General features: G+C 71.7%; 20 protein-coding genes. 12 read left to right on the top strand and 8 right to left on the bottom strand.

Features of this window, described 5'->3' with window-relative positions; all coding sequences use genetic code 11:
• Window positions 1-2: 2 nt before the first annotated feature.
• The 3 genes from K7862_RS21525 (at window position 3) to K7862_RS21515 (ending at window position 3531) form a co-directional block, all read left to right on the top strand.
• On the top strand, window positions 3-797 hold the full coding sequence (locus K7862_RS21525) for a type III pantothenate kinase (RefSeq protein ID WP_222964971.1): 795 nt from the start codon (window positions 3-5) through the stop codon (window positions 795-797).
• A 200-nt stretch (window positions 798-997) separates the two neighbouring features.
• Window positions 998-2557, top strand: a complete 1560-nt coding sequence (locus K7862_RS21520) for a hypothetical protein (RefSeq protein ID WP_222964969.1) — start codon at window positions 998-1000, stop codon at window positions 2555-2557.
• A 290-nt stretch (window positions 2558-2847) separates the two neighbouring features.
• The gene (locus K7862_RS21515) at window positions 2848-3531 is read left to right on the top strand and encodes a hypothetical protein (protein ID WP_262413564.1); all 684 of its coding nucleotides are present in this window, start codon (window positions 2848-2850) and stop codon (window positions 3529-3531) included.
• 389 nt (window positions 3532-3920) lie between these two features.
• Here K7862_RS21515 and K7862_RS21510 read toward each other — a convergent pair whose 3' ends face one another.
• Entirely contained in the window at window positions 3921-4742 is an 822-nt protein-coding gene (locus K7862_RS21510; RefSeq protein ID WP_222964967.1) for a hypothetical protein, read from the bottom strand.
• 279 nt (window positions 4743-5021) lie between these two features.
• Between K7862_RS21510 and K7862_RS21505 the strand changes: the two genes are divergently transcribed.
• The 4 genes from K7862_RS21505 (at window position 5022) to K7862_RS21490 (ending at window position 6749) form a co-directional block, all read left to right on the top strand.
• Window positions 5022-5195 carry a hypothetical protein gene (locus K7862_RS21505; RefSeq protein ID WP_222964965.1) on the top strand — a complete coding sequence of 58 codons (174 nt, stop codon included), beginning with the start codon at window positions 5022-5024 and terminating at the stop codon, window positions 5193-5195.
• 167 nt (window positions 5196-5362) lie between these two features.
• Window positions 5363-5758, top strand: a complete 396-nt coding sequence (locus tag K7862_RS21500) for a BlaI/MecI/CopY family transcriptional regulator (protein WP_222964963.1) — start codon at window positions 5363-5365, stop codon at window positions 5756-5758.
• A gap of 9 nt (window positions 5759-5767) precedes the next feature.
• Window positions 5768-6286, top strand: a complete 519-nt coding sequence (locus K7862_RS21495; RefSeq protein ID WP_222964961.1) for an amino-acid N-acetyltransferase — start codon at window positions 5768-5770, stop codon at window positions 6284-6286.
• 121 nt (window positions 6287-6407) lie between these two features.
• Window positions 6408-6749: a histone-like nucleoid-structuring protein Lsr2 gene (locus K7862_RS21490; protein WP_222965062.1), complete on the top strand. Its 342-nt coding sequence runs from the start codon at window positions 6408-6410 to the stop codon at window positions 6747-6749.
• Here K7862_RS21490 and K7862_RS21485 read toward each other — a convergent pair.
• Window positions 6680-7261 carry an SCO3374 family protein gene (locus K7862_RS21485; RefSeq protein WP_222964959.1) on the bottom strand — a complete coding sequence of 194 codons (582 nt, stop codon included), beginning with the start codon at window positions 7259-7261 and terminating at the stop codon, window positions 6680-6682. The two genes, K7862_RS21490 and K7862_RS21485, sit on opposite strands and share 70 nt — an antisense overlap.
• A gap of 486 nt (window positions 7262-7747) precedes the next feature.
• On the opposite strand from K7862_RS21485, the gene K7862_RS21480 reads away from it, so the two are divergent.
• The 3 genes from K7862_RS21480 to K7862_RS21470 all read left to right on the top strand — a co-directional run bounded on the left by K7862_RS21480 (window position 7748) and on the right by K7862_RS21470 (window position 12159).
• On the top strand, window positions 7748-10270 hold the full coding sequence (locus tag K7862_RS21480) for an ATP-dependent Clp protease ATP-binding subunit (RefSeq protein WP_222964957.1): 2523 nt from the start codon (window positions 7748-7750) through the stop codon (window positions 10268-10270).
• A 146-nt stretch (window positions 10271-10416) separates the two neighbouring features.
• Window positions 10417-10965, top strand: coding sequence for a Uma2 family endonuclease (locus K7862_RS21475; RefSeq protein ID WP_262413563.1), 549 nt, complete (start codon window positions 10417-10419; stop codon window positions 10963-10965).
• Between the two features lie 486 nt (window positions 10966-11451).
• The gene (locus tag K7862_RS21470) at window positions 11452-12159 is read left to right on the top strand and encodes a M23 family metallopeptidase (RefSeq protein ID WP_222964955.1); all 708 of its coding nucleotides are present in this window, start codon (window positions 11452-11454) and stop codon (window positions 12157-12159) included.
• A 133-nt stretch (window positions 12160-12292) separates the two neighbouring features.
• Here the strand turns inward: K7862_RS21470 and K7862_RS21465 are convergent, their stop codons facing one another.
• Window positions 12293-12877 (bottom strand): TetR/AcrR family transcriptional regulator, encoded by a 585-nt coding sequence (locus tag K7862_RS21465; RefSeq protein WP_222964953.1) that lies wholly within the window; start codon window positions 12875-12877, stop codon window positions 12293-12295.
• A 214-nt stretch (window positions 12878-13091) separates the two neighbouring features.
• Between K7862_RS21465 and K7862_RS21460 the strand changes: the two genes are divergently transcribed.
• Window positions 13092-14660, top strand: a complete 1569-nt coding sequence (locus K7862_RS21460) for an MDR family MFS transporter (RefSeq protein WP_222964950.1) — start codon at window positions 13092-13094, stop codon at window positions 14658-14660.
• Between the two features lie 69 nt (window positions 14661-14729).
• Here the strand turns inward: K7862_RS21460 and K7862_RS21455 are convergent, their stop codons facing one another.
• The 5 genes from K7862_RS21455 to K7862_RS21435 form a co-directional block, all read right to left on the bottom strand.
• Window positions 14730-15974, bottom strand: coding sequence for a sensor histidine kinase (locus tag K7862_RS21455; RefSeq protein ID WP_222964948.1), 1245 nt, complete (start codon window positions 15972-15974; stop codon window positions 14730-14732).
• A 3-nt stretch (window positions 15975-15977) separates the two neighbouring features.
• Complete coding sequence (cseB, locus tag K7862_RS21450) at window positions 15978-16664, bottom strand: two-component system response regulator CseB (RefSeq protein WP_222964945.1); 687 nt, start codon at window positions 16662-16664, stop codon at window positions 15978-15980.
• Window positions 16665-16668: 4 nt separating this feature from the next.
• Complete coding sequence (locus K7862_RS21445; RefSeq protein WP_222964943.1) at window positions 16669-17406, bottom strand: hypothetical protein; 738 nt, start codon at window positions 17404-17406, stop codon at window positions 16669-16671.
• A complete protein-coding gene (locus K7862_RS21440) occupies window positions 17394-17924 on the bottom strand; it encodes a SigE family RNA polymerase sigma factor (protein WP_222964941.1) in 531 nt (176 codons plus the stop codon). The genes K7862_RS21445 and K7862_RS21440 overlap by 13 nt, the downstream gene beginning before the upstream one ends.
• A 230-nt stretch (window positions 17925-18154) precedes the next feature.
• Window positions 18155-19231 carry an iron-sulfur binding domain-containing protein gene (locus tag K7862_RS21435; RefSeq protein ID WP_262413562.1) on the bottom strand — a complete coding sequence of 359 codons (1077 nt, stop codon included), beginning with the start codon at window positions 19229-19231 and terminating at the stop codon, window positions 18155-18157.
• Window positions 19232-19393: 162 nt separating this feature from the next.
• Here K7862_RS21435 and K7862_RS21430 point away from each other — a divergent pair, with 162 nt between their 5' ends.
• Window positions 19394-20257 (top strand): hypothetical protein, encoded by an 864-nt coding sequence (locus tag K7862_RS21430; RefSeq protein WP_308012107.1) that lies wholly within the window; start codon window positions 19394-19396, stop codon window positions 20255-20257.
• Window positions 20258-20316: the final 59 nt, after the last annotated feature.

Below are 20316 nucleotides of genomic sequence, written 5' to 3'. Positions count from 1 at the left end.
GGATGCTGCTCACCATCGACGTCGGCAACACGCACACCGTCCTGGGGCTGTTCGACGGCGAGGAGATCGTCGAGCACTGGCGGATCTCCACCGACTCACGGCGGACCGCGGACGAACTCGCGGTCCTGCTGCAGGGGTTGATGGGCATGCACCCGCTGCTCGGCGACCTCGGGGACGGCATCGACGGCATCGCGATCTGCTCGACCGTGCCGTCGGTGCTGCACGAGCTGCGCGAGGTGACCCGCCGCTACTACGGCGACGTCCCGTCGATCCTGGTCGAGCCGGGCATCAAGACCGGGGTGCCGATCCTGGTCGACCACCCCAAGGAGGTCGGCTCCGACCGGATCATCAACTCGCTGGCCGCCGTGCACCTCTACGGCGGCCCGTGCATCGTCGTCGACTTCGGCACGGCCACCACGTTCGACGCGGTGTCCGCGCGCGGGGAGTACGTGGGCGGCGCGATCGCCCCCGGCATCGAGATCTCGGTGGACGCGCTGGGGATGCGCGGCGCGCAGCTGCGGAAGATCGAACTCGCCCGGCCGCGCAGCGTCATCGGCAAGAACACCATCGAGGCCATGCAGTCCGGCATCCTCTACGGCTTCGCCGGGCAGGCCGACGGGATCGCCGAGCGGATGGCCCGCGAACTCGCCGACGACCCCGACGACGTGACGGTCATCGCCACCGGCGGGCTGGCGCCGCTGGTGCTCGGCGAGGCGTCGATCATCGACGCGCACGAGCCGTGGCTCACGCTGATCGGCCTGCGCCTGGTCTACGAACGGAACGTGTCCACCACCTGAACCCGTGGCGGCGCCGGACGCCCCGTTCGGGGTGCCCGCGGGCGTACAACCAAAGCCCCCGCGTCCGTGTCTTGTCCGGCAGACGGACGACAGCAGGAGTGGGGGCGATGGGTTTTTCCGGCAGAGGGATCCCCGGCGGGGGTCTCAAGAGCCTTTCCCGCAGCGGGTTTTCGGGCAGGGCCGCGGCGGTGGCCGCCGCGATGGGGCTCGTCGCCCTCGGGACCGCCGGGGGCGCCTGGGCGGACGGCGCGGGCCAGGTGACGATCCGGGTCATGGCGGACCCGCAGACGTACTTCGTGCCGAGCGACGGCGACACCGGCCACACCCCGGCGTTCGGGGTGGCCCTCGCGTCGGGGAGCACCGACAGCACGGGTGACGAGCTGGACATCAAGGGCGCCACGGCCGCCTTCGACCTGTCGGCGCTGAAGGGCGTGGACGTGTCCCTCGCCTCCGGCGCCGGGAGCTGCGCGCTGAAGGACCTGGTGGTCACCTGCCCGCTGGGCGACTTCTACCAGCGCACCGAACTGGCGCCGGTCACCCTGACCGCCCGGGCCGGGACGCCGGTCGGCGACGCGGGGGCGCTCACCATGACGGTCACCGCCGGCAACGCGGCCACGGTCACGCGCAGCACGCAGGTGATCGTGGGCCGGCCGGGGTTCAGCGTCCTGCCGGGCGCCTCGGGGCCGCTGACCGGCGGATCGGCCGGTGTGGCGCCGGCGTTCGGCAACCGCGGTGACGTCGCCGTCGCCCAGGGCATGACCGTGTGGGTCCACGGATCGGCGCCCACCACGCGCGAGTTCAGCAACTGCCGCTACAACAAGGCGGATCAGCCCACCGCGGCGGAGTGCGACTTCACGGTGACGCTGCGGCCCGGCCAGGCGTTCACCACCGACGGGCAGTTCACGTTCACCGCGCCGTCCGGCGCCACCGGACTGACCGTGGGCTACGACGTGTGGCCCACCGGCAACCCGCCCGAGTGGGCCACCGAACTGCCGGCCGACGCGCCCCACGGCACCGCCGGGCCGCTGGCCCTCAAGCCCACCGACGAGAGCGCGCTCACCGCGGGCACCGACTACACCGCGCAGTACACCGCGCCGGGCGGCGACAAGACCGACTACGCGGCCACGCCGTTCACCATCAGGGGCGCGGTCGGCCAGACCCTCGACGTCCAGGTGCCCTACCCGACGGACAACCGGGACAACGGGCCGGTGACGGTCAAGGACCCGCAGATCGTGACGCTGCCGGAGGGCACCCACGCCCTCGTGCCGGGACCGGACGAGGAGAGCGAGGCGCTGTACTGCGCCCCGACGTCCGGGCGGACCGTGACCTGCCCGTTCGGCCCCGACGGCTTCGGCCAGATCCTGCGCGTGCACATCGACAGGAAGGTGCCCGGCGCGTCCGGCACCATCGAGGTCGTGCCGCCCGCCGGGGTGGACGACAACCCCGCCGACAACACGGCCGTCGTCACCCTGGTGGTCACCGGAACCGGCACCGGCACGTCCGGCGGGACGACCGCCGGCGGGTCGTCCGGAAGCGCCACCGCTTCCGGCGGTACGTCCTCTTCCGGCGGCAGCTCCGGCGGGAGCTCGTCCGGCGGCGCCTCGGGCACGTCCGGCACCTCGGGGAGCACCGGCGGCACGCCGGAGCACGGCGGGCTCGCCGCGACCGGGACGGCCGGGATCGCGCTGATCACCAGCGGCGCCGTCATCGCCCTCGTGGCCGGGAGCACTCTCGTGATGCGGCGGCGCCGCTCGGCGTGAACGGGGGCGAGTACGGCCCGCGGCCCGCTCACCGGCCGGTGTCCGAACAGGACGCCGGCCGGTGCGGCACCGGGCAGCCGCCGGCGCGGGAACGGGCCTCGGCCGGCCGCGGATCCGGCCGCCGGACGGCGCGGGACCAGGGGCGCCGGAGCCGGGGAAACCGGCCTCTCACCTCGGAAGCAAGCGCTCGCCGGGCCGGGTGGGCCGCCGCTCCGGCACACCCATCCCGGCGACGCACCGCGTATACCGTATTGCGCGAAGTTTGTCCTCTTAGCACTTAAAGTCCATTCATGCCCACGCCACACGGAACCCGAGGCGGAATGGCGTTCAGCGCGGACGAACTGCGCGTGCTGCGGCGCGCGCTGGCGGAGGTGCTGCACCCCAGCCGCAGGGCGGCGGCGCCGGCGGCCCCCGCCCCGGCCCCCGCCGCCGTCCCCAGCCCGGCCGAGTACGTCCAGGACTGCCTGCGGCTCGCCGAGGCCCTCGACGAGGCGGTGCACGAGTCAGGACGCCTGCGTGCCTTCCTGCTGGACGAGCTGTTCCGCTACCGGCAGGCACTCCCGGGCAGCGCCGGCGGTTACCTCGACCGCCTGATCACCGCGCTCGCGGCCGGCTACGTGCCCGGCGCCGACGATCTGGCCGCCCTGCGGCGGCTGCGCGCCCTGCCCTGCGGTCCCGCCGAGAGCCGGCGGCGGACCGCACTGCTGCGGCGCTGCGAAACCCTCGCGGAGAACGATGTCCGACTGCGTCTGGAGGCCCATATGCACGCCCCGCGCCGACTGCTCACCCTGCCCGGGCTCGCCGACGAACCGGCGCCCAAGCCCGCCCCCAAGCCGGGGCCCGCGCCCGCGCATGCCCCGGAGGAGAAGCCGAAGCCGGCCGCGCCGGACAAGCCGCGCACTCCCACGCCCGCGGAGATCTGGCCCCCGCACCGCCGCACCGGCAAACCCGACCAGACGGCCCGCAGCGCCTGACGCCCCGCCGAGGGCCCGGACGGCGCCGAGGCGCCGCCTCCGAGGGGCCGGGACGGCCACCGCACCCGCGGCGGCCGTCCCGGCCCCTTCGTCCTGTGGGGCCGTCCCCTGAGGCGTGAATTCGCGGAGACATGAAGGGGCCGCCGTGAGCCGCCGGGGCGGGGACGCCCCGCGCCCCCTGGGACGTCCGTGAGCGGCCCGCCACGCGCCCTCCGCGCCACCGCCCGGCCCTGGCGCCCCCGCGTCGTCCCCCGCGCCTCCGCCTGGCCCTGGCGCCCCCGCGTCGTCCCCCGCGCTTGCGCCCGGCTCTGGCGTCCCCGCGCCTCCGCCTGGCCCTGGCGCCCGCCGCGCCACCGCCTGGCTCCGGCGGCCCCCGTCCCCCGCGGCCCTCAGCGCCTGCGTCGCGCGCCGCGGAGGCGGGCCGCGTCCGCCAGCCCCGCCGCACCAGCCAGTGCCGCGATGCCCGCCGCCACGGCCGCCACGGCACGGCTCTTCGACCCCAGCGTGGTGCGTCGCCCGAACGCCGGCCCCACCAGGCCGTGCGGGTCGTAGACCACCGGGCGCCGCCGTCCCACCGCGTCCGCGCAGGAGCCGCCGCCGCGGACGCTGTGCACCGAGCCGTCCGGCAGCCGCACCCGGCAGGTGGCCACGCGGGCGCCGTGCTCCCACTGGTAGGACGGGGTCTCGACGGTCGCGACGGTGTCCCTCCCGCGGCTCGCCAGGTACCAGTCGGGGGAGTAGAGCAGGGTGGTGGCCAGCAGGACGACCATCGCCGGCACCGAGGCCAGGTACGCGGGACGGCTCCACGGCGAGCGCGGCACGGTCGTGCCCACCAGGAACAGCCCGGTGAAGGCGACGATGCCCACCACCAGCCCCAGGAGCTGCGCGACCATCACCACGCAGACCCCCAGGAGCACCAGCACGGCCGCCGAGCCGCCCAGGTACAGCGCCCAGAAGGCGCCGACCCGGCCCGGTGGGTCGGCGAGCCCGGGCGGATCGGCGTGCGCGAAGCGGCGCGCCGCGGGCTCGTCGACGGGGGCGAGGGCGAACTCGTTGACGATGTGCCGGACCTGCCGGGCGCCGGCCTCGGTGGCGGCCAGCTCGCGCAGCCGCGTCATGTCGAACCCGGCCGCGGCGAGCGTGCGGCGCTCGGACGGCGACAGCCCGTCCAGGAACACCCCGATCGGCGGGTCGCCCTCTGACTCTGCCACCGTCGCGCTGCCCTTCCGCCGCTCCGTCACCGCTGTGCCGCCGCCGCGCCGCCGCTCCTCAGGCGCCCGGGAGGCCGTTCCCGGCCGGCCCCCGCCGGTCCCTGGCGGGAAGTCCCGTGCCCCCTTTCTAGAGGAGTCCGGCGCCGTTCGCAGAAGGGGGACATCACGAGCCCGCCGAGCGGCCGTTCGCGCCGGCGCGGGGCCGCCCGCGGACCCGCCACTCGCCGGGGACGGAGGGCGGGGCGGGGCGGCCCGGGGGGCGTGGCTACGCTTGAGGGCATGGACTACCTCTCCGCGATCGTGCCGCCCCTGGTGATGGCCGTGTTCTTCACCGTGCTGGTCGTGACGATCATCAAGAACCAGGGCGGTGCCAACAAGGCCAAGGAGGACGCCGCGGTCGACGCCGCGTTCGCCCGGGCCGAGGCCGCCCAGCGCACCGGCGACGCCGAGTAGGGCGCCGCACGGGAGCACGGCGCGCGCAGCGTCGTCCGGCGTCGTCGCGGCCCGTGGGGCCGCGCGTTCCTCCCGGCCGCCTGGAAGCCGCCCCCCGGGCGCCCGGCCGGCCCGCGCCGGAGTAGCAATTCGGGCATGTCCGGTTATCGGCCCGTAGGATTCCGAGTGTGCCCCGTCCGCTGGGAGAGCTCGAAGACACCGTGATGACCAGGGTGTGGGAGTGGAACCGCCCGGTCACGGTTCGTGAGGTACTCGAAGACCTGACGCGGGACCGTTCCATCGCCTACACAACGGTGATGACCGTAATGGACAACCTGCGCCAGAAGGGGTGGCTGCGCCGCACCCAGGAAGGCCGCGCTTATCGCTATGAGGCGGTTTCGACGAGAGCGGCATACTCGGCCGCACTGATGAACGAAGCGTGGGCGGCGAGTGACAACCCGGCGGCCGCACTGGTCCACTTCTTCGGCATGATGTCGCCGGAACAGCGCGAGGCGTTGCGGGACGCAATGCGCATCATCGAGTCCGGCGACCCCTCCGGCCCGGCCGATCACGAAGGACGATAGCGTCCGTCCATGGCCCTCATGTCGAATGACGTCACGATCCGCCGTGCCCGCACCGCCGATGTCCCGGCCGTACGCGGCCTGCTGGACTCCTATGTCCGTGACGGCATCCTGCTCGACAAGGCCACCGTGACCCTTTATGAGGACATCCAGGAGTTCTGGGTGGCCGAACGGGACGAGGACGCCTCGGTCGTGGCGTGCGGCGCGCTGCACGTGATGTGGGAGGACCTGGCCGAGGTCAGGACGCTGGCCGTGCACACGGACCTGCGCGGCAAGGGCGTCGGCCACCACGTGCTGGCCAAGTTGCTGGACACCGCCCGGTGGCTGGGAGTCCGGCGCATTTTCTGCCTGACCTTCGAAGTGGACTTCTTCGCCAAGCACGGCTTCGTGGAGATCGGCGAGACCCCGGTGGACGGCGATGTCTTCGGCGAGCTGCTCCGTTCCAATGACGAGGGTGTCGCGGAGTTCCTGGACCTGGAGCGAGTGAAACCGAACACCTTGGGCAACAGTCGCATGCTGCTGCAACTGTGAGGGACCCGGTTTGTCCGGATCGCGCTACCTCGGGCGAACCTCTTCGCGCAAGGGGTTTGAGTTTTCCGCGGAAAGGCGCTTTGCTTTTACCGTTAATCCGTTTTCGATGAAAGGGAAGCCGGTGGCACAGAAGGTTCAGGTCCTTCTTGTTGACGACCTCGACGGAGGAGAGGCGGACGAGACAGTCACGTTCGCTCTCGACGGTGTGACGTACGAGATCGACCTCACCACTGAGAATGCCGACAAGTTGCGCGGTCTGCTGAACCCGTACACGGACCGTGGCCGCCGTACCGGTGGACGGGCCGGGCGGGGGCGCACCAAGGCGGCTCGCAGCGGTGGTGGCGCGTCCGGTCCCGACACCGCCAAGATCCGCGCCTGGGCGAAGGAGAAGGGCTACGAGGTCAACGACCGCGGGCGCGTCCCCGCGGCCATCCGCGAGGCGTACGAGACGGCCCACAGCTGATCCCGGACGCGGGTCCGCAGCGTGATCCGGTGACAGGCGGTCGCCAGCGCGGCCACCAGGGCCGTCAGCCCGATGGGCACCCCCGATCCATCGGCGCGGTCGCAGACACGCAGCGTGGGCACGGCGGATTCCACGTCGATCCCCGGCCGAGGAGGCCGCAGCCACACCGGTGCCGACCGGTCGTACGCGGCCTCCCGGCGGACCCACTCGGGATGGGCCGGCGCGCGCATCAGCCGGCCTGACCCCAGGGCGGCCAGGTCCAGGGCGACGCCGCCCCACTCCAGCCACTCCAGGAGCCCCGGCAGCTCCTCGGCCGATCCCGCGGCCACCAGCAGCCGGATCCGGTGCCCGTCGAGCGCGACGGGCCCCAGTTGCTCGGGCCGCGAGAAGCGGCTCAGCATGGCGAAGCCCGCCTCGGCCGGCACGTCCAGCGCGTCGAACCGCTCGCCCGTGACCAGACCGGGCGGCGTCCCGGCCACCGGCCACCCCAGCTCGTGCTCGTACCAGCCCATACCGAGAGCAACTGCCCCCCGGAGCGGGAGTTACGCATCGTCTTCGCCCGGATGCGGGCGGTGATTCCCTGCTGGACGCCCGGCAGTGGCCCGGGGGATCGCCCGCCGGCGCCCGCAGGCGCCGGAAACCCCTCTGGGCCCCGCGACCGTGTTCGCCCGTAGCGCACTCGAAACGGCCGCGCCGTGTGGATTACCGGCAGCGGAGGGTAAGAAGTACCTAGTGAGAAGGGCTGGTGTTCGAGCAGGCGGGACGGGCGTTCGCCACGGGCGTACTTGATAACGGGGTATTCGCCTGGCCTGCGGGAACATCGTCTCGCACCATCGAGGTTGTGGGAGTGACGTCAGCCGGTAGCGCGGCTTGCCCTGTGTTTCCCTGTGGGATGCGGGGGTGATACGTGAGCGGCGCCGCTGTGCGGGACTAGCATGCGGAAGGACAGGGAGGGGACCGACCCCTCACTGCCCGACCGCTCTGAGGAGCGATTAACGATGTTCGAGAGGTTCACCGACCGCGCGCGGCGGGTTGTCGTCCTGGCTCAGGAAGAAGCCCGGATGCTCAACCACAACTACATCGGCACCGAGCACATCCTTCTGGGCCTGATCCATGAGGGTGAGGGTGTCGCCGCTAAGGCCCTGGAGAGCCTCGGGATTTCGCTCGAGGCGGTCCGCCAGCAGGTGGAGGAGATCATCGGCCAGGGCCAGCAGGCCCCGTCCGGGCACATCCCCTTCACGCCCCGGGCGAAGAAGGTCCTGGAGCTGTCGCTCCGCGAGGCCCTTCAGCTCGGTCACAACTACATCGGCACCGAGCACATCCTGCTCGGCCTGATTCGCGAGGGCGAGGGCGTCGCCGCCCAGGTCCTGGTGAAGCTGGGCGCCGACCTCAACCGGGTGCGGCAGCAGGTCATCCAGCTGCTGTCCGGCTACTCCGGCGGGAAGGAGTCGGCCACGGCCGGCGGGCCGGCCGAGGGCACCCCCTCGACCTCGCTCGTGCTGGACCAGTTCGGCCGCAACCTGACCCAGGCCGCTCGTGAGACCAAGCTCGACCCGGTGATCGGGCGCGAGAAGGAGATCGAGCGGGTCATGCAGGTGCTGTCCCGCCGTACCAAGAACAACCCCGTCCTGATCGGCGAGCCCGGCGTCGGCAAGACCGCCGTCGTCGAGGGCCTGGCCCAGGCGATCGTCAAGGGCGAGGTGCCCGAGACGCTCAAGGACAAGCAGCTCTACACGCTGGACCTGGGCGCTCTGGTGGCGGGCTCCCGTTACCGCGGTGACTTCGAGGAGCGCCTGAAGAAGGTGCTCAAGGAGATCCGCACCCGCGGCGACATCATCCTGTTCATCGACGAGCTGCACACCCTGGTCGGCGCCGGCGCGGCCGAGGGCGCGATCGACGCGGCCTCGATCCTGAAGCCGATGCTGGCCCGCGGCGAGCTGCAGACCATCGGCGCCACCACCCTGGACGAGTACCGCAAGTACCTGGAGAAGGACGCGGCCCTGGAGCGCCGCTTCCAGCCCATCCAGGTCGCGGAGCCGTCGCTCCCGCACACCATCGAGATCCTCAAGGGTCTGCGCGACCGCTACGAGGCGCACCACCGGGTATCCATCACGGACGAGGCCCTGGTGCAGGCGGCCACCCTGGCCGACCGCTACATCTCGGACCGCTTCCTGCCGGACAAGGCGATCGACCTGATCGACGAGGCCGGCTCCCGGATGCGGATCCGCCGGATGACCGCGCCGCCGGACCTGCGCGAGTTCGACGAGAAGATCGCCGACGTGCGCCGGGAGAAGGAGTCCGCGATCGACTCGCAGGACTTCGAGAAGGCCGCCGCCCTGCGGGACAACGAGAAGCAGCTCCTCGCCGCGAAGGCCAAGCGGGAGAAGGAGTGGAAGGCCGGCGACATGGACGTCGTCGCCGAGGTCGACGGCGAGCTGATCGCCGAGGTCCTCGCCACCGCCACCGGCATCCCGGTCTTCAAGCTCACCGAGGAGGAGTCCTCCCGGCTGCTGCGCATGGAGGACGAGCTCCACAAGCGCGTCATCGGCCAGAAGGACGCCGTCCAGGCCCTGTCCAAGGCGATCCGCCGTACCCGCGCCGGTCTGAAGGACCCGAAGCGCCCCGGTGGCTCGTTCATCTTCGCCGGCCCGTCCGGCGTGGGTAAGACCGAGCTGTCCAAGGCGCTCGCCGAGTTCCTCTTCGGCGACGAGGACGCCCTGATCTCCCTGGACATGTCGGAGTTCAGCGAGAAGCACACCGTCTCGCGGCTGTTCGGCTCGCCTCCCGGCTACGTCGGGTACGAGGAGGGCGGCCAGCTCACCGAGAAGGTGCGCCGCAAGCCGTTCTCCGTCGTCCTCTTCGACGAGGTCGAGAAGGCCCACCCGGACATCTTCAACAGCCTGCTGCAGATCCTGGAGGACGGTCGCCTGACCGACTCCCAGGGCCGGGTCGTGGACTTCAAGAACACGGTCATCATCATGACGACCAACCTCGGCACCCGGGACATCTCCAAGGGCTTCAACCTGGGCTTCGCCGCCCAGGGCGACACGAAGTCCGGGTACGACCGGATGAAGGCGAAGGTCAGCGACGAGCTGAAGCAGCACTTCCGGCCGGAGTTCCTGAACCGTGTGGACGACGTGATCGTCTTCCCGCAGCTCAGCCAGGACGACATCCTGCAGATCGTCGACCTGATGATCGGCCGGGTGGACGAGCGGCTGCGCGACCGCGACATGGGCATCGAGCTGTCCACCGAGGCCAAGGTCCTGCTGTCCAAGCGGGGCTACGACCCGGTGCTCGGCGCCCGGCCGCTGCGCCGCACGATCCAGCGGGAGATCGAGGACTCGCTGTCCGAGAAGATCCTCTTCGGCGAGCTGCGCCCCGGCCACATCGTCGTCGTGGACGTCGAGGGCGAGGGCGAGACTGCGAAGTTCACCTTCCGCGGCGAGGAGAAGGTCACCGTGGCCGACGCTCCGCCCGTCGAGACGGCGAGCGGTCCGCCGAACCTCTCCAAGGAGGCGTGACGCCTCCGGCGCGGTAGCGCCACCCTTCCCACGGGCCCCGGCCCCGGACCATCACCCTGGTCCGGGGCCGGGGCCTTATTTTTGGCTCCACAGGCACGGGAAGCACCTGTGTGCGCCGCGTGCGCCGCCAGTGAGGGGGTTGGCCGATGACCGTTCTCGACGAGCTGTGGCGGGAGATCGACGCCACCATGAGCACCGAGGGTTTCAAGATCGAGATTCTCGACGGGAAGGTCGTGATGACCCCACGGACCCCGGAGCAGGACTGGACGATCGACGAGATCAAGTCGGCCGCCCGACGGACCGGCCTCACCCGGGAGCGACTGGTGAGCGACGTCGCCATCGACTTTCCCGATGAGACGTCGTCCGCCCCGGACGTGGCGATCCTCGACAACGGTGCGCACCGGACCCAGAACCGCTTCACCTGCGTGGACCTGCTAGCCGCCTTCGAGGTCGTCTCCCGCCCGGGCGACCCGAACGACTACGTGCTGAAGGTCGAGAAGTACGGGCGCTACGGAGTAGGGGTGTACGTCGTCGCCGACCCCTTCACGCGGATCTGCACGGTGTTCGAGCAGCCTCAGGGCACCGGGTACGGAGAACGGACGGAGGTCCGCTACGGGGAGTCCTTCGATGTACGGCTGAGTACCGGGGAGGCGTTCACCGTGGACACCGGCACCTTCCCGTCGAAGTCGACGTAGGGAGCCGCGCGGGAGGCCCCCGGCCCCGGACCATCACCCCGGTCCGGGGCCAGGGCCTTTTTCGTGGGCGAATGCGGGGGAGAGGGCGTGAGCGCGGCCACGCTGCGGGGGGAATTCGGGGGTGGAATTGTGGTCCGGGCCACACGGGAGATGAGGGGTGAATTCGGGGGAAATGGGGGTCCCGGGTGATGTGCCGCACGTGAGGCACGCCACTTACTAAGGGAAATAGTCGGGGGCCGGGGCGGGGCGGTCCGTCCACAGGGTGGGGACAGGGCAGCCGAAGGCCCGCACGGCGGGCGACCGGGCAATTCGGGCGCAAACGGAGCAAAACCACCCGGTGAGTCAGGGATACGAGCGGGGCCTTTTCTACGACTTCGGGTAGTAATGGGGGCCCTTGCCCCCTCGCTGAATGCCGGGTTACCAATGATTCGCAGCGGGCCGCAGACGGAATCTGCTGCTCTCCCGATTCAGTGAGGTTATTTCTCCATGCGCAAGATCTCGACGATGAAGAACCGCACCCTGAAGTCCGTCACCGGCGGCCGGGTCGCCGTGGTGACCGGCGGACTGGTCGCGGCGATCGCGCTGGGTTCGACCGCAGCCATGGCCGCGGCCCCCGCGCACCACGAGGGCGCGACCGCCCCGGTGGCGAGCAGCGCCGTCCAGGCCGTGCAGAAGCAGGCCGCGGACCAGAAGGCCGCCGCGGTGAAGAAGGCCGCCGACGCCAAGGCTGCCGCCGAGGCCAAGAAGGCCAACGAGGCGAAGAAGGCCGCCGAGGCGAAGGCCCGGGTCAACGGCTGGGTGACCCCGACCACGCACTACGTGCTGGGCGCGGGCTACGCGCAGGCGGGCCCGCACTGGATCCACAAGCACTCCGGTCAGGACTTCGTCGTGCCGAGCGGCAGCACCGTGCGTGCCGCCCACACCGGCACCGTCGTCACCGCCGGCTGGGGCGGCGCCTACGGCAACAACATCGTGATCAAGCACGGCTCGCACCTGTACACCCAGTACGGCCACCTCTCGAAGATCGAGGTCCACCTGGGCGAGAAGGTCACCACCGGCGAGGAGATCGGCAAGTCCGGCTCCACCGGCAACTCGACCGGCCCGCACCTGCACTTCGAGGTCCGGACCACGCCGTACTACGGCTCCTCGGTCGAGCCGCTGCACTTCCTGAAGGTCCACGGCGTCAACGCCTGATCCCAGGAACCGGCGCTTCGGGGTGACCCGGCAGAACCGGTTGCGTGACACCGCCGGTGACCCCTGCGCGTGACACCTGCGTGTGACACCTGAGAGAAGGCCTGAGCGGATTCCGCTCGGGCCTTCCGGTGTGTCAGCCTGCGGCGACGTTCGTCTCCGCCTGGGCGACGAGATCGAGGGCGACCTCGAGGATGGCCGCGCGCTTCTCCTCCGGGTCGCCCTCGACGTTCTGCGTCACGAACATCCCGGCGTGCATCGCGAACAGCGCCGTGACGCTGCGTACCTGCGCGGCCATCGGCGCCTCCGGGTCCTTCAGCAGGTTGCCCAGCGCCATCATGGAGTTGCGGAAGGTCTCACCGACGGTGAGGTCGCGGACGGTGGCCTGGTTCTCCTGGATGAAGCGGAAGAGGTCCGCGGAGTTCCACAGGATGTCGCTGTAGCGGCGCAGCACCTCCTGCTTGACCTCCAGGGTGCGCGGCTGGCTCTCGGCCCAGTCGATCAGCTCGTGGATGGGCCGCGTGAGGTCCTCGGCGATGCTGCTGAGGATGTCCTCCTTGGTCTTGAAGTGGTAGTACAGCGCGGCCTTGGTGACCTCCAGCCGCTCGGCGATCTCCCGCAGCGAGGTCTTCTCGTAGCCGTGCTCGGCGAACAACTGCAGGGCGACCTGCTGGATCCGGCGGCGAGTGTCGCCCCTGCGCGGATGGTGCGGTGTGGCCATTGGCTGTCGCTCTCCTGCTGCACTACGCGTCACGCCGTGTCGGTCGGCCGTGACGGGCCCGATGACCCCCCACGGTAGGGCCTCACCGCGAGACTACGCACTTACTTGACGCCCGGCTAGTAGAGGTCGTAACTTGCTGTCGACAACAGACTAGCCGGGCGGCAAGTAAGTACCACTGAAGAGACCGCCCTCGCACGGGGGAGGACGCACGGTCATGTCCCGGACCGAACAGCCCGCCGTCGCCAAGGAGCCACGTCAGCGCAGTGTGCGCGTGGTCATGGGCGGCCTGATGATCGCGATGCTGCTCGCGATGCTCGACAACATGATCATCGGTACCGCGATGCCGACGATCGTCGGCGAACTCGGCGGCCTCAACCACCTGTCCTGGGTGGTCACCGCCTACACCCTGGCCACCGCCACCTCGACGCCCATCTGGGGCAAGCTCGGCGACATGTACGGCCGCAAGAACATCTTCCTGACCTCGATCGTGATGTTCCTGGCCGGTTCGGCGCTGTCCGGCGCCTCGCAGTCCATGGACCAGCTGATCACCTTCCGCGCCCTGCAGGGCCTGGGCGCCGGCGGTCTGATCGTCGGCGTGATGTCGATCATCGGCGAGCTCATCCCGCCCCGTGAGCGCGGCAAGTACCAGGGCATGACGGCCGGTGTCATGGCGATCGCCATGATCGGCGGCCCGCTGGTCGGCGGCTCCATCACCGACAACTGGGGATGGCGCTGGAGCTTCTACATCAACCTGCCGATCGGCGCGGCCGCACTGGCGATGATCACGATCGTGCTGCACCTGCCGAAGAAGCGCACGCAGAGCCGCATCGACTACCTCGGCGCCGTCCTGCTCACCGTGGCCATCACCTCCCTGGTGCTGCTCACCACCTGGGGCGGCACGCAGTACGCCTGGGGCTCCGGCATGATCATCGGCCTGCTGGTGCTGGGCCTGGCCGCACTGGCCGGCTTCCTCTACGCCGAGACCCGGGCCGCGGAACCGATCCTGCCGCTGCGCATCTTCCGCAGCGGGAACTTCACGCTGATCTCGCTGATCGGCTTCCTGGTCGGCTTCACGATGTTCGGCTCGATGACGTTCCTGCCGCTGTTCCAGCAGACCGTGCAGGGCGCGTCGGCCACCAACTCCGGCCTGCTCCTGCTGCCGATGCTGCTGTCGATGATGGCCGTGTCGATGGTCGCCGGCCGGGTCACCACCTCCACCGGCAAGTACAAGATCTTCCCGGTCACCGGCGGCGCGCTGATCATCGTCGGCCTCTACCTGCTGTCCACGATGGGCGTGCACACCACCCGCCTGACCTCCGGGCTGTTCATGGCCGTCCTGGGCGCGGGCATGGGCTTCATCATGCAGATCACCATGCTGATCGCCCAGAACAGCGTGGACCTGAAGGACATCGGCGTCGGCTCCTCGTCGGCCACCCTGTTCCGGACGATCGGCGGCTCCTTCGGCGTCTCGCTCTTCGGCGCGCTCTTCACCCACAAGGTGCAGCACGCCATGCAGAGCGGCGCCGGCGGTCAGGGCGCCGCGGCGACCAAGAGCGGCGCCCAGCTCGACCCGGCGACCATCGCCAAGTTCCCGCCCGCCATGAAGGACGCCTACTTCCACGCGGTGGCCTCGGGCACGCACACGGTGTTCCTGTGGGGTGCGCTGGTCAGCATCGCGGGCTTCATCGCCGCCTGGTTCCTGGTGGAGACCCCGCTGCGCGGCGCCGCCGCCAAGGCGGCCCCGGCCGCCGAGGACCAGCCGGTCCTGGCCGACGCTCTCTGAGCCGACCGCCGTCAGGGGCCCGCGCCGGCGGCCCCGTCCCGCCGCCAGCCGCGCTGCCGCCCCCGGGCGTCAGCGCGGCAGCAGCAACTGGGCGACCGCGCCGCCGCCGTCCTCGGGAGGGGCGTTGCGGAAGGTGAGACGGGCCCCCAACACCCGGGCCTGACCGGTGGCGATGGTCAGGCCGAGGCCGTGCCCGCTGCCGGACCGGTCGCTGCTGCCGGTGCGGAACCGGCTCGGCCCCTCCCGCAGCAGGTCCTCGGGGAAGCCCGGGCCGTGGTCGCGCACCCGCAGGAAGGGGCCGTCGACGACCACCTCGATGAGCGGACGGCCGTGGCGGGCCGCGTTGGCCAGCAGGTTGCCGAGGATCCGCTCCAGACGGCGCGGGTCGGTCTGCACCACCGCGTCCTCGTCGATGCGGACCTCCGCTTCGGGCGCCAGCACCGGGACGCGGCGTTTGACGAACTCGCCGAGCGGCACCTCCGCCAGGTCGGCCTGCTCGGCCGCGCCGTCCAGCCGGGCCACCTCCAGGACGTCCTCGACCAGCGTGCGCAGGGCGTGCACCCGGTCCCTGACCAGCTCGGACGGACGTCCGGGCGGCAGCAGCTCGGTCGCGGTGACCAGGCCGGTGACCGGGGTGCGCAGCTCGTGCGCGATGTCGGCGGTCACCCGCCGTTCGGCCTCCAGCCGCAGCTGCAGGGCGTCGGCCATGGCGTCGACGGCTCTGGCCAGCTCGTCGGTCTCGTCCCGGACCCGGCGGCCGCCGATCGCCTCGCGGACCCGCACCTGGTTGTCGCCGTCGGCGACCCGGCGGGCCGCGGTCGCCGCCTTGCGCAGCCGCCGCGACATGCGGCCGCCGATCAGCACGCCGATCGCGGTGCCGCCGCCGACCACCGCGATCGAGCCGACCACCAGCGCCTGGTCGAGGTCCACCAGCACCGAGTAGCGGTCGGTGAACGCGCCCTTGAGCGACAGCACCCGGCCGTCGCTCAGCGGCGTCTCCGCCCACACCGTGGGGGCGCCGTGCTTGTTCTCCTGGACGAACGTGGCCCGCTGGTTCTTGGCGGCGTAGTCCTTCAGCGGCTGCGGCAGGGCCGGGTCGTCGATCTTGGCGAAGAACGCCGGATGTCCGGTGAGCTCGTAGATCCGCAGCGCGGACTGCACCTTCTCGTCCTGCACGTCCCGGGTGCTGTTGATCATGCTGACCCGGGCGGCGTTGTGCACCCACACGCTCAGCGCGACGGCGACCAGCGCCGAGACCACGGCGATGGCCGCGCTCAGCTTCCAGCGCAGACCGCTGCGGAAGAACGTGCGCACGGCTCAGGCCCGCAGCTTGTAGCCGAAGCCGCGCACCGTGTCGATCCGGTCCTGGCCGATCTTGGCGCGCAGCCGCTGGACGTGGACGTCGACCACGCGGGTGTCGCCGCCCCACTCGTAGTCCCACACCCGCTCCAGCAGGCGGTCCCGGGACAGCACGGTGCCGGGCGCCTGGGCGAACTCCAGCAGCAGCCGCATCTCGGTCGGGGTGAGCGCGAGGCGCTCGCCGGCCCGGGTGACCTCCATGCCCTCGGGGTCGATCGCGATGTCGCCGAAGGCCAGCAGCGCGCCGCCCTCGTCGTCCGGGTCCCCGGCCGAGGCGGTGCGGAAGCGGCGCAGTACGGCCCGGATGCGGGCCACCAGCACCGCGCCGTCGAAGGGCTTGGTGACATAGTCGTCGGCGCCGGCCTCCAGGCCGAGCACGACGTCGATGGCGTCGGCGCGCGCCGACACCATGATGACCGGGACGGTGGACTCGTCCCGGATCCGGCGGCACAGGCTCACCCCGTCCAGGCCGGGCACCATGACGTCGAGCAGCGCGAGGTCGGGCTGCTTGGTGCGGAAGGCGTCCAGGCCGGTGAGCCCGTCAGGGGCCGCGGTGACCTGGAAGCCGTCGCGTTCGAGGGCGAGCGTGGTCGCCTCGCGGATGACGTCGTCGTCCTCGACGAACAGAACGTGGGTGGCCGTCATGCGCCTATCGTCCCCCAGACGGCGCACGAGCCGTACCACCCGATGCCTGGGGCGACGGTTCGCCGGCCGGCGCGCCCGACGCCTTGGCCGAGGGCAGCCCCGGGTCGACGGGGTCGGAGTCGGGCACCGGCACGGGGTCGGTGGCCAGCGGCTCGGGCGACGCGGTCGGCGTCTTGGCCCCGTAGTCCTGGTAGGTGCGGGCGATCTGCACGAACTGGTCAGCGCGCCACACGTAGATCGACGACTCCTCCCCGGTCGGGTAGGCGACCGGGTCGTCGGAGCGGTAGACCTCGTGGATCACCTGGAGCCGGCCGCTGTCGACCGTCCCGTACACGCCGGAGTGCTCGTCGGCGAAGACGCATCGGTACTTGCCGCCGACCATCCGGTACACGTACGAGGCCACCCCCAGGCCGTCGCCGCAGGTCATGATGTTCACCACGAGGTCGGGTCCGTCACCGGAGGTGAGGTTCCCGGAGTCGGTGTCCATCGGGTAGTCGTCGTTCTTGCACGGGGTGAGGTCCTCGCGCACGTCGGCACTGACGCTGTCGTCCTTGCGGATCATGGTGGCCAGCGCCGCCGGGTTTCCGGCGATGGCGGGCGCGGTGGTGGAACGCGGCTTGACGGTCTCGGTCGGCGCGGGCCCCTCCCTGCGGACTCCGGTCACGGAGGTGCCGCAGCCGGCAACCACGGCGCACACGCAGACCAGCGCGCCCGCCGTGGCGAGGGAGGCTATGCGGCGCACACGCTCTCCCTTCGCGAATAGCCGTAGGTGCCGTGCTCCAGTTCGTACCGCAGGCGGGCCAGCGCGCGGTGCAGGGTGCTCTTCACCGTACCCGTGGACATCCCCAGGGCGCGGGCCGTCTCCTCGGTGGAGAGCTGGCCGTAGTGGCGCATGATCACGACCTGGCGCTGCTTGGGCGCGAGCACCCGCATCGCGTCCCGCAGCATCTCGCGGTCGGCCCGCTGCTCGGCGCCGTCGTCGATGCTGGCCTCGGGAAGTTCGGCGGAGGGCACTTCCTCCAGTTTGCGGTTGCGCCACCACTCCGTGCGGGTGTTGATCATCACACGCCGCATGTACGCGTCAGCCAGGGCCTTGTCCGCGATGCCCTCCCAGCGGGGGTAGGTGCGCACCAGTGCGGTCTGGACGAGGTCCTGTGCGTCGATGGGGTCGGGGACCAGCCGGCGGGCGCTGCGCAGCAGGGCGTCCTGTCGCGTCCGAACGTAATCCTCGAACTCCAGTACCGCGCCGTCCGCCGTCATTGGTGCCTCCGCCCCGTCTGTCTGATGTCCCGGCCGGGGGAGGACTCCCGCCGACCGAGAGTGACGCTACGGAGCGGATGTTGGGCTTTCGCGACCACGAGCGCACAGCGGACGCACAGCAACCCATCGGTTGTGTAACGACCGTGGCACAGATCGCGACAAGTGGCGTATTGTCCGTTTATTCAGAGCGCATAAGTAAGCCGATAAACCGGACAAAGCGGTGGAGCGGCTCAGAGAGGCAGCCGGTACGTCCCGCCGGCCAGCGGCTCGACCAGGCCGTCCTCGACCAGACCGTCCAAAGCCCGGGCGCGCTGGACCGGCTCGTGCCAGACCGCGTCCAGCGCCGACTGCGCCACCGGTTCCCGCGACGCCCGCAGCACCGCCAGCAGCCGGCCGCGCACCTGGCGGTCCGTGCCCGCGTAGGACTGGCCCTTGCGCGGCGGTCCGTCGTGCGCCGGCGAACCCGCCAGCCGCCAGGCGCAGCGCGACGCCACCGGGCAGCGCCCGCACTCCGGGGAGCGGGCGGAGCACACCAGCGCGCCCAGCTCCATCGTGGCCGCCGCCCAGCGCGCGGCGGTCGCCTCGTCGGCGGGCAGCAGACCGCCGGCCGTGCGGCGCTCGGCCGCCGTCGTCGCGTTGGGCGGGTAGGCCGTGCCCGACACCAGCCGGGCGAACACCCGCCGCACATTGGTGTCCAGCACCACGTGCCGCCGCCCGTAGGCGAACGAGGCGACGGCCGCCGCGGTGTACTCGCCGACGCCCGGCAGCGCCAGCAACGCGTCGTGCTCGTGCGGGACTTCACCGCCGTGCCGCTGCGCTATGGCGGTCGCCGCCGCGTGCAGCCGCAGCGCCCGGCGCGGATAGCCGAGCCGGCCCCAGGCGCGTACCGCCTCGCCCGGCGGCTCCTCGGCGAGGTCGGCCGGACGCGGCCAGCGGGCCAGCCACTCCTGGTGCACCGGCAGCACCCGGCTGACCGGCGTCTGCTGCAGCATGAACTCACTGACCATCACCGACCACGCGCCCGCGTCCGGCCGGCGCCACGGCAGATCCCGGGCGTTGTCGTCGAACCAGTCGATCACCAGGTCGTGCAGCTCGGCCACGGCCTGGGGGTGCGGCGGCACCGAGGACGCGGCGGTCGGCCGCACGGCCGCGGCGACGGACGGCGGCCGGGCCGTCGACGGCCGGTTGGCGGCCGCGGTGATCAGGGCGGCGGGGGCGGTCGGCGAAGCCGGCACCGCGGACGGCGGGGTGACGGCTCCGGAGCCCGCGGAGCCGGTGCGGGGGGAAGTGTGGGGGTCTGTGCTCATGGCACTCCGATCCTCGCACATGCCACCGTCAGGGCACGCTCGGTGACCGGTCTGGCGGTTAAACGTGATCATCCGCAAAGAGCGGGCGCCCAGCGGCGCGTGTGGCGACGGCGCACGACTGATCTCCCCTAGAGTGCGTCTGTGGGCTCGATGCGCAATCCCGTGGGACCTCTTCCGTCCTCGATTTACTGGCGGCGGCGGGCCGTTGTGCTGTGCCTGCTCGCGCTGGCGGTCGTTCTCGTGGTGTGGGCGGTCAACTCCGGTGGCGGCGGCGGTGGCAAGGGCTCCGGCGGGCCAACCGGCTCCCACACACCGGTCGCCACGATCACCGCGGGCCCGGCGCCCACCGGCACCCACATCAGCGGCCGCCCCGGCGGACGCGACACCGCGCCCAGTGACGGCTCCACCGACGGCGGTGCGGGCAGCGGCAGTTCGGACGGCGCGGGCAGCGGCGGCACGGCCGGCTCGGCCGGCTCGGACACGGCGGGCTCCGGCACCGCCGGCTCGGACGGCACGGGCGGCGGCACCGCGGGCTCGTCGGGCGGCACGAGCGACGGCGGCGGCTCCGGCGGATCCGCGTCGGACGCGACGAGCGGCGGGGAACTGCCCGTCGGCTCCACGCTGCCCGACTGCGCCCCCGGTTCCGTGCAGTTGGCGCTCGCCAGCGCGCAGAACTCCTACGGGCCCGGTGAGACACCGGCGTTCCGGCTGACCGCCACCAACACCTCCGAGGTCACCTGCAAGGTGGACTTCGGCCCGGCCAAGGCGGTGTTCACCGTCACCAAGGCCACCGACAACAGCCATGTGTGGGCCAGCGACGACTGCCCCAAGACCGGCGCGTACCTGATGCAGGTGCCGGCGCACGGCTCGACGACGTACACCGTGCACTGGAACGAGAAGAACAGCTCGGCGAAGTGCGCGAGCCCGAAGGGGCAGCAGGCGGCGCTGGGCACCACGTACCTGGTGTCGGCGCAGATGTCCGGCTACGGGTCGAAGCAGGTGTCGTTCGTGCTCTCGTCCGACTGACCGGACGCAGGGCGGCCGAAGCCCCCGGCGATCAGACGTACGGGCCGAAGCCCCCGGCG

Origin of the sequence: Actinacidiphila acidipaludis, from assembly GCF_019890725.1 — a bacterium.
GTDB lineage: Bacteria > Actinomycetota > Actinomycetes > Streptomycetales > Streptomycetaceae > Actinacidiphila > Actinacidiphila acidipaludis.
The sequence above is the reverse complement of the archived record's forward strand: the minus strand, read 5'-3'. Positions and strand labels throughout refer to the sequence as shown.

Excerpts from the sequence above, each read along its gene's own strand:
- K7862_RS21480 (WP_222964957.1), top strand. The coding sequence starts at position 7,748 with ATGTTCGAGAGGTTCACCGACCGCGCGCGGCGGGTTGTCGTCCTGGCT.
- K7862_RS21485 (WP_222964959.1), bottom strand. The coding sequence starts at position 7,261 with ATGGGCTGGTACGAGCACGAGCTGGGGTGGCCGGTGGCCGGGACGCCG.
- K7862_RS21460 (WP_222964950.1), top strand. The coding sequence starts at position 13,092 with ATGTCCCGGACCGAACAGCCCGCCGTCGCCAAGGAGCCACGTCAGCGC.
- K7862_RS21465 (WP_222964953.1), bottom strand. The coding sequence starts at position 12,877 with ATGGCCACACCGCACCATCCGCGCAGGGGCGACACTCGCCGCCGGATC.
- K7862_RS21525 (WP_222964971.1), top strand. The coding sequence starts at position 3 with ATGCTGCTCACCATCGACGTCGGCAACACGCACACCGTCCTGGGGCTG.
- K7862_RS21440 (WP_222964941.1), bottom strand. The coding sequence starts at position 17,924 with ATGACGGCGGACGGCGCGGTACTGGAGTTCGAGGATTACGTTCGGACG.
- K7862_RS21515 (WP_262413564.1), top strand. The coding sequence starts at position 2,848 with ATGCCCACGCCACACGGAACCCGAGGCGGAATGGCGTTCAGCGCGGAC.
- cseB (WP_222964945.1), bottom strand. The coding sequence starts at position 16,664 with ATGACGGCCACCCACGTTCTGTTCGTCGAGGACGACGACGTCATCCGC.
- K7862_RS21520 (WP_222964969.1), top strand. The coding sequence starts at position 998 with ATGGGGCTCGTCGCCCTCGGGACCGCCGGGGGCGCCTGGGCGGACGGC.
- K7862_RS21475 (WP_262413563.1), top strand. The coding sequence starts at position 10,417 with ATGACCGTTCTCGACGAGCTGTGGCGGGAGATCGACGCCACCATGAGC.
- K7862_RS21495 (WP_222964961.1), top strand. The coding sequence starts at position 5,768 with ATGGCCCTCATGTCGAATGACGTCACGATCCGCCGTGCCCGCACCGCC.
- K7862_RS21470 (WP_222964955.1), top strand. The coding sequence starts at position 11,452 with ATGCGCAAGATCTCGACGATGAAGAACCGCACCCTGAAGTCCGTCACC.
- K7862_RS21505 (WP_222964965.1), top strand. The coding sequence starts at position 5,022 with ATGGACTACCTCTCCGCGATCGTGCCGCCCCTGGTGATGGCCGTGTTC.
- K7862_RS21435 (WP_262413562.1), bottom strand. The coding sequence starts at position 19,231 with ATGAGCACAGACCCCCACACTTCCCCCCGCACCGGCTCCGCGGGCTCC.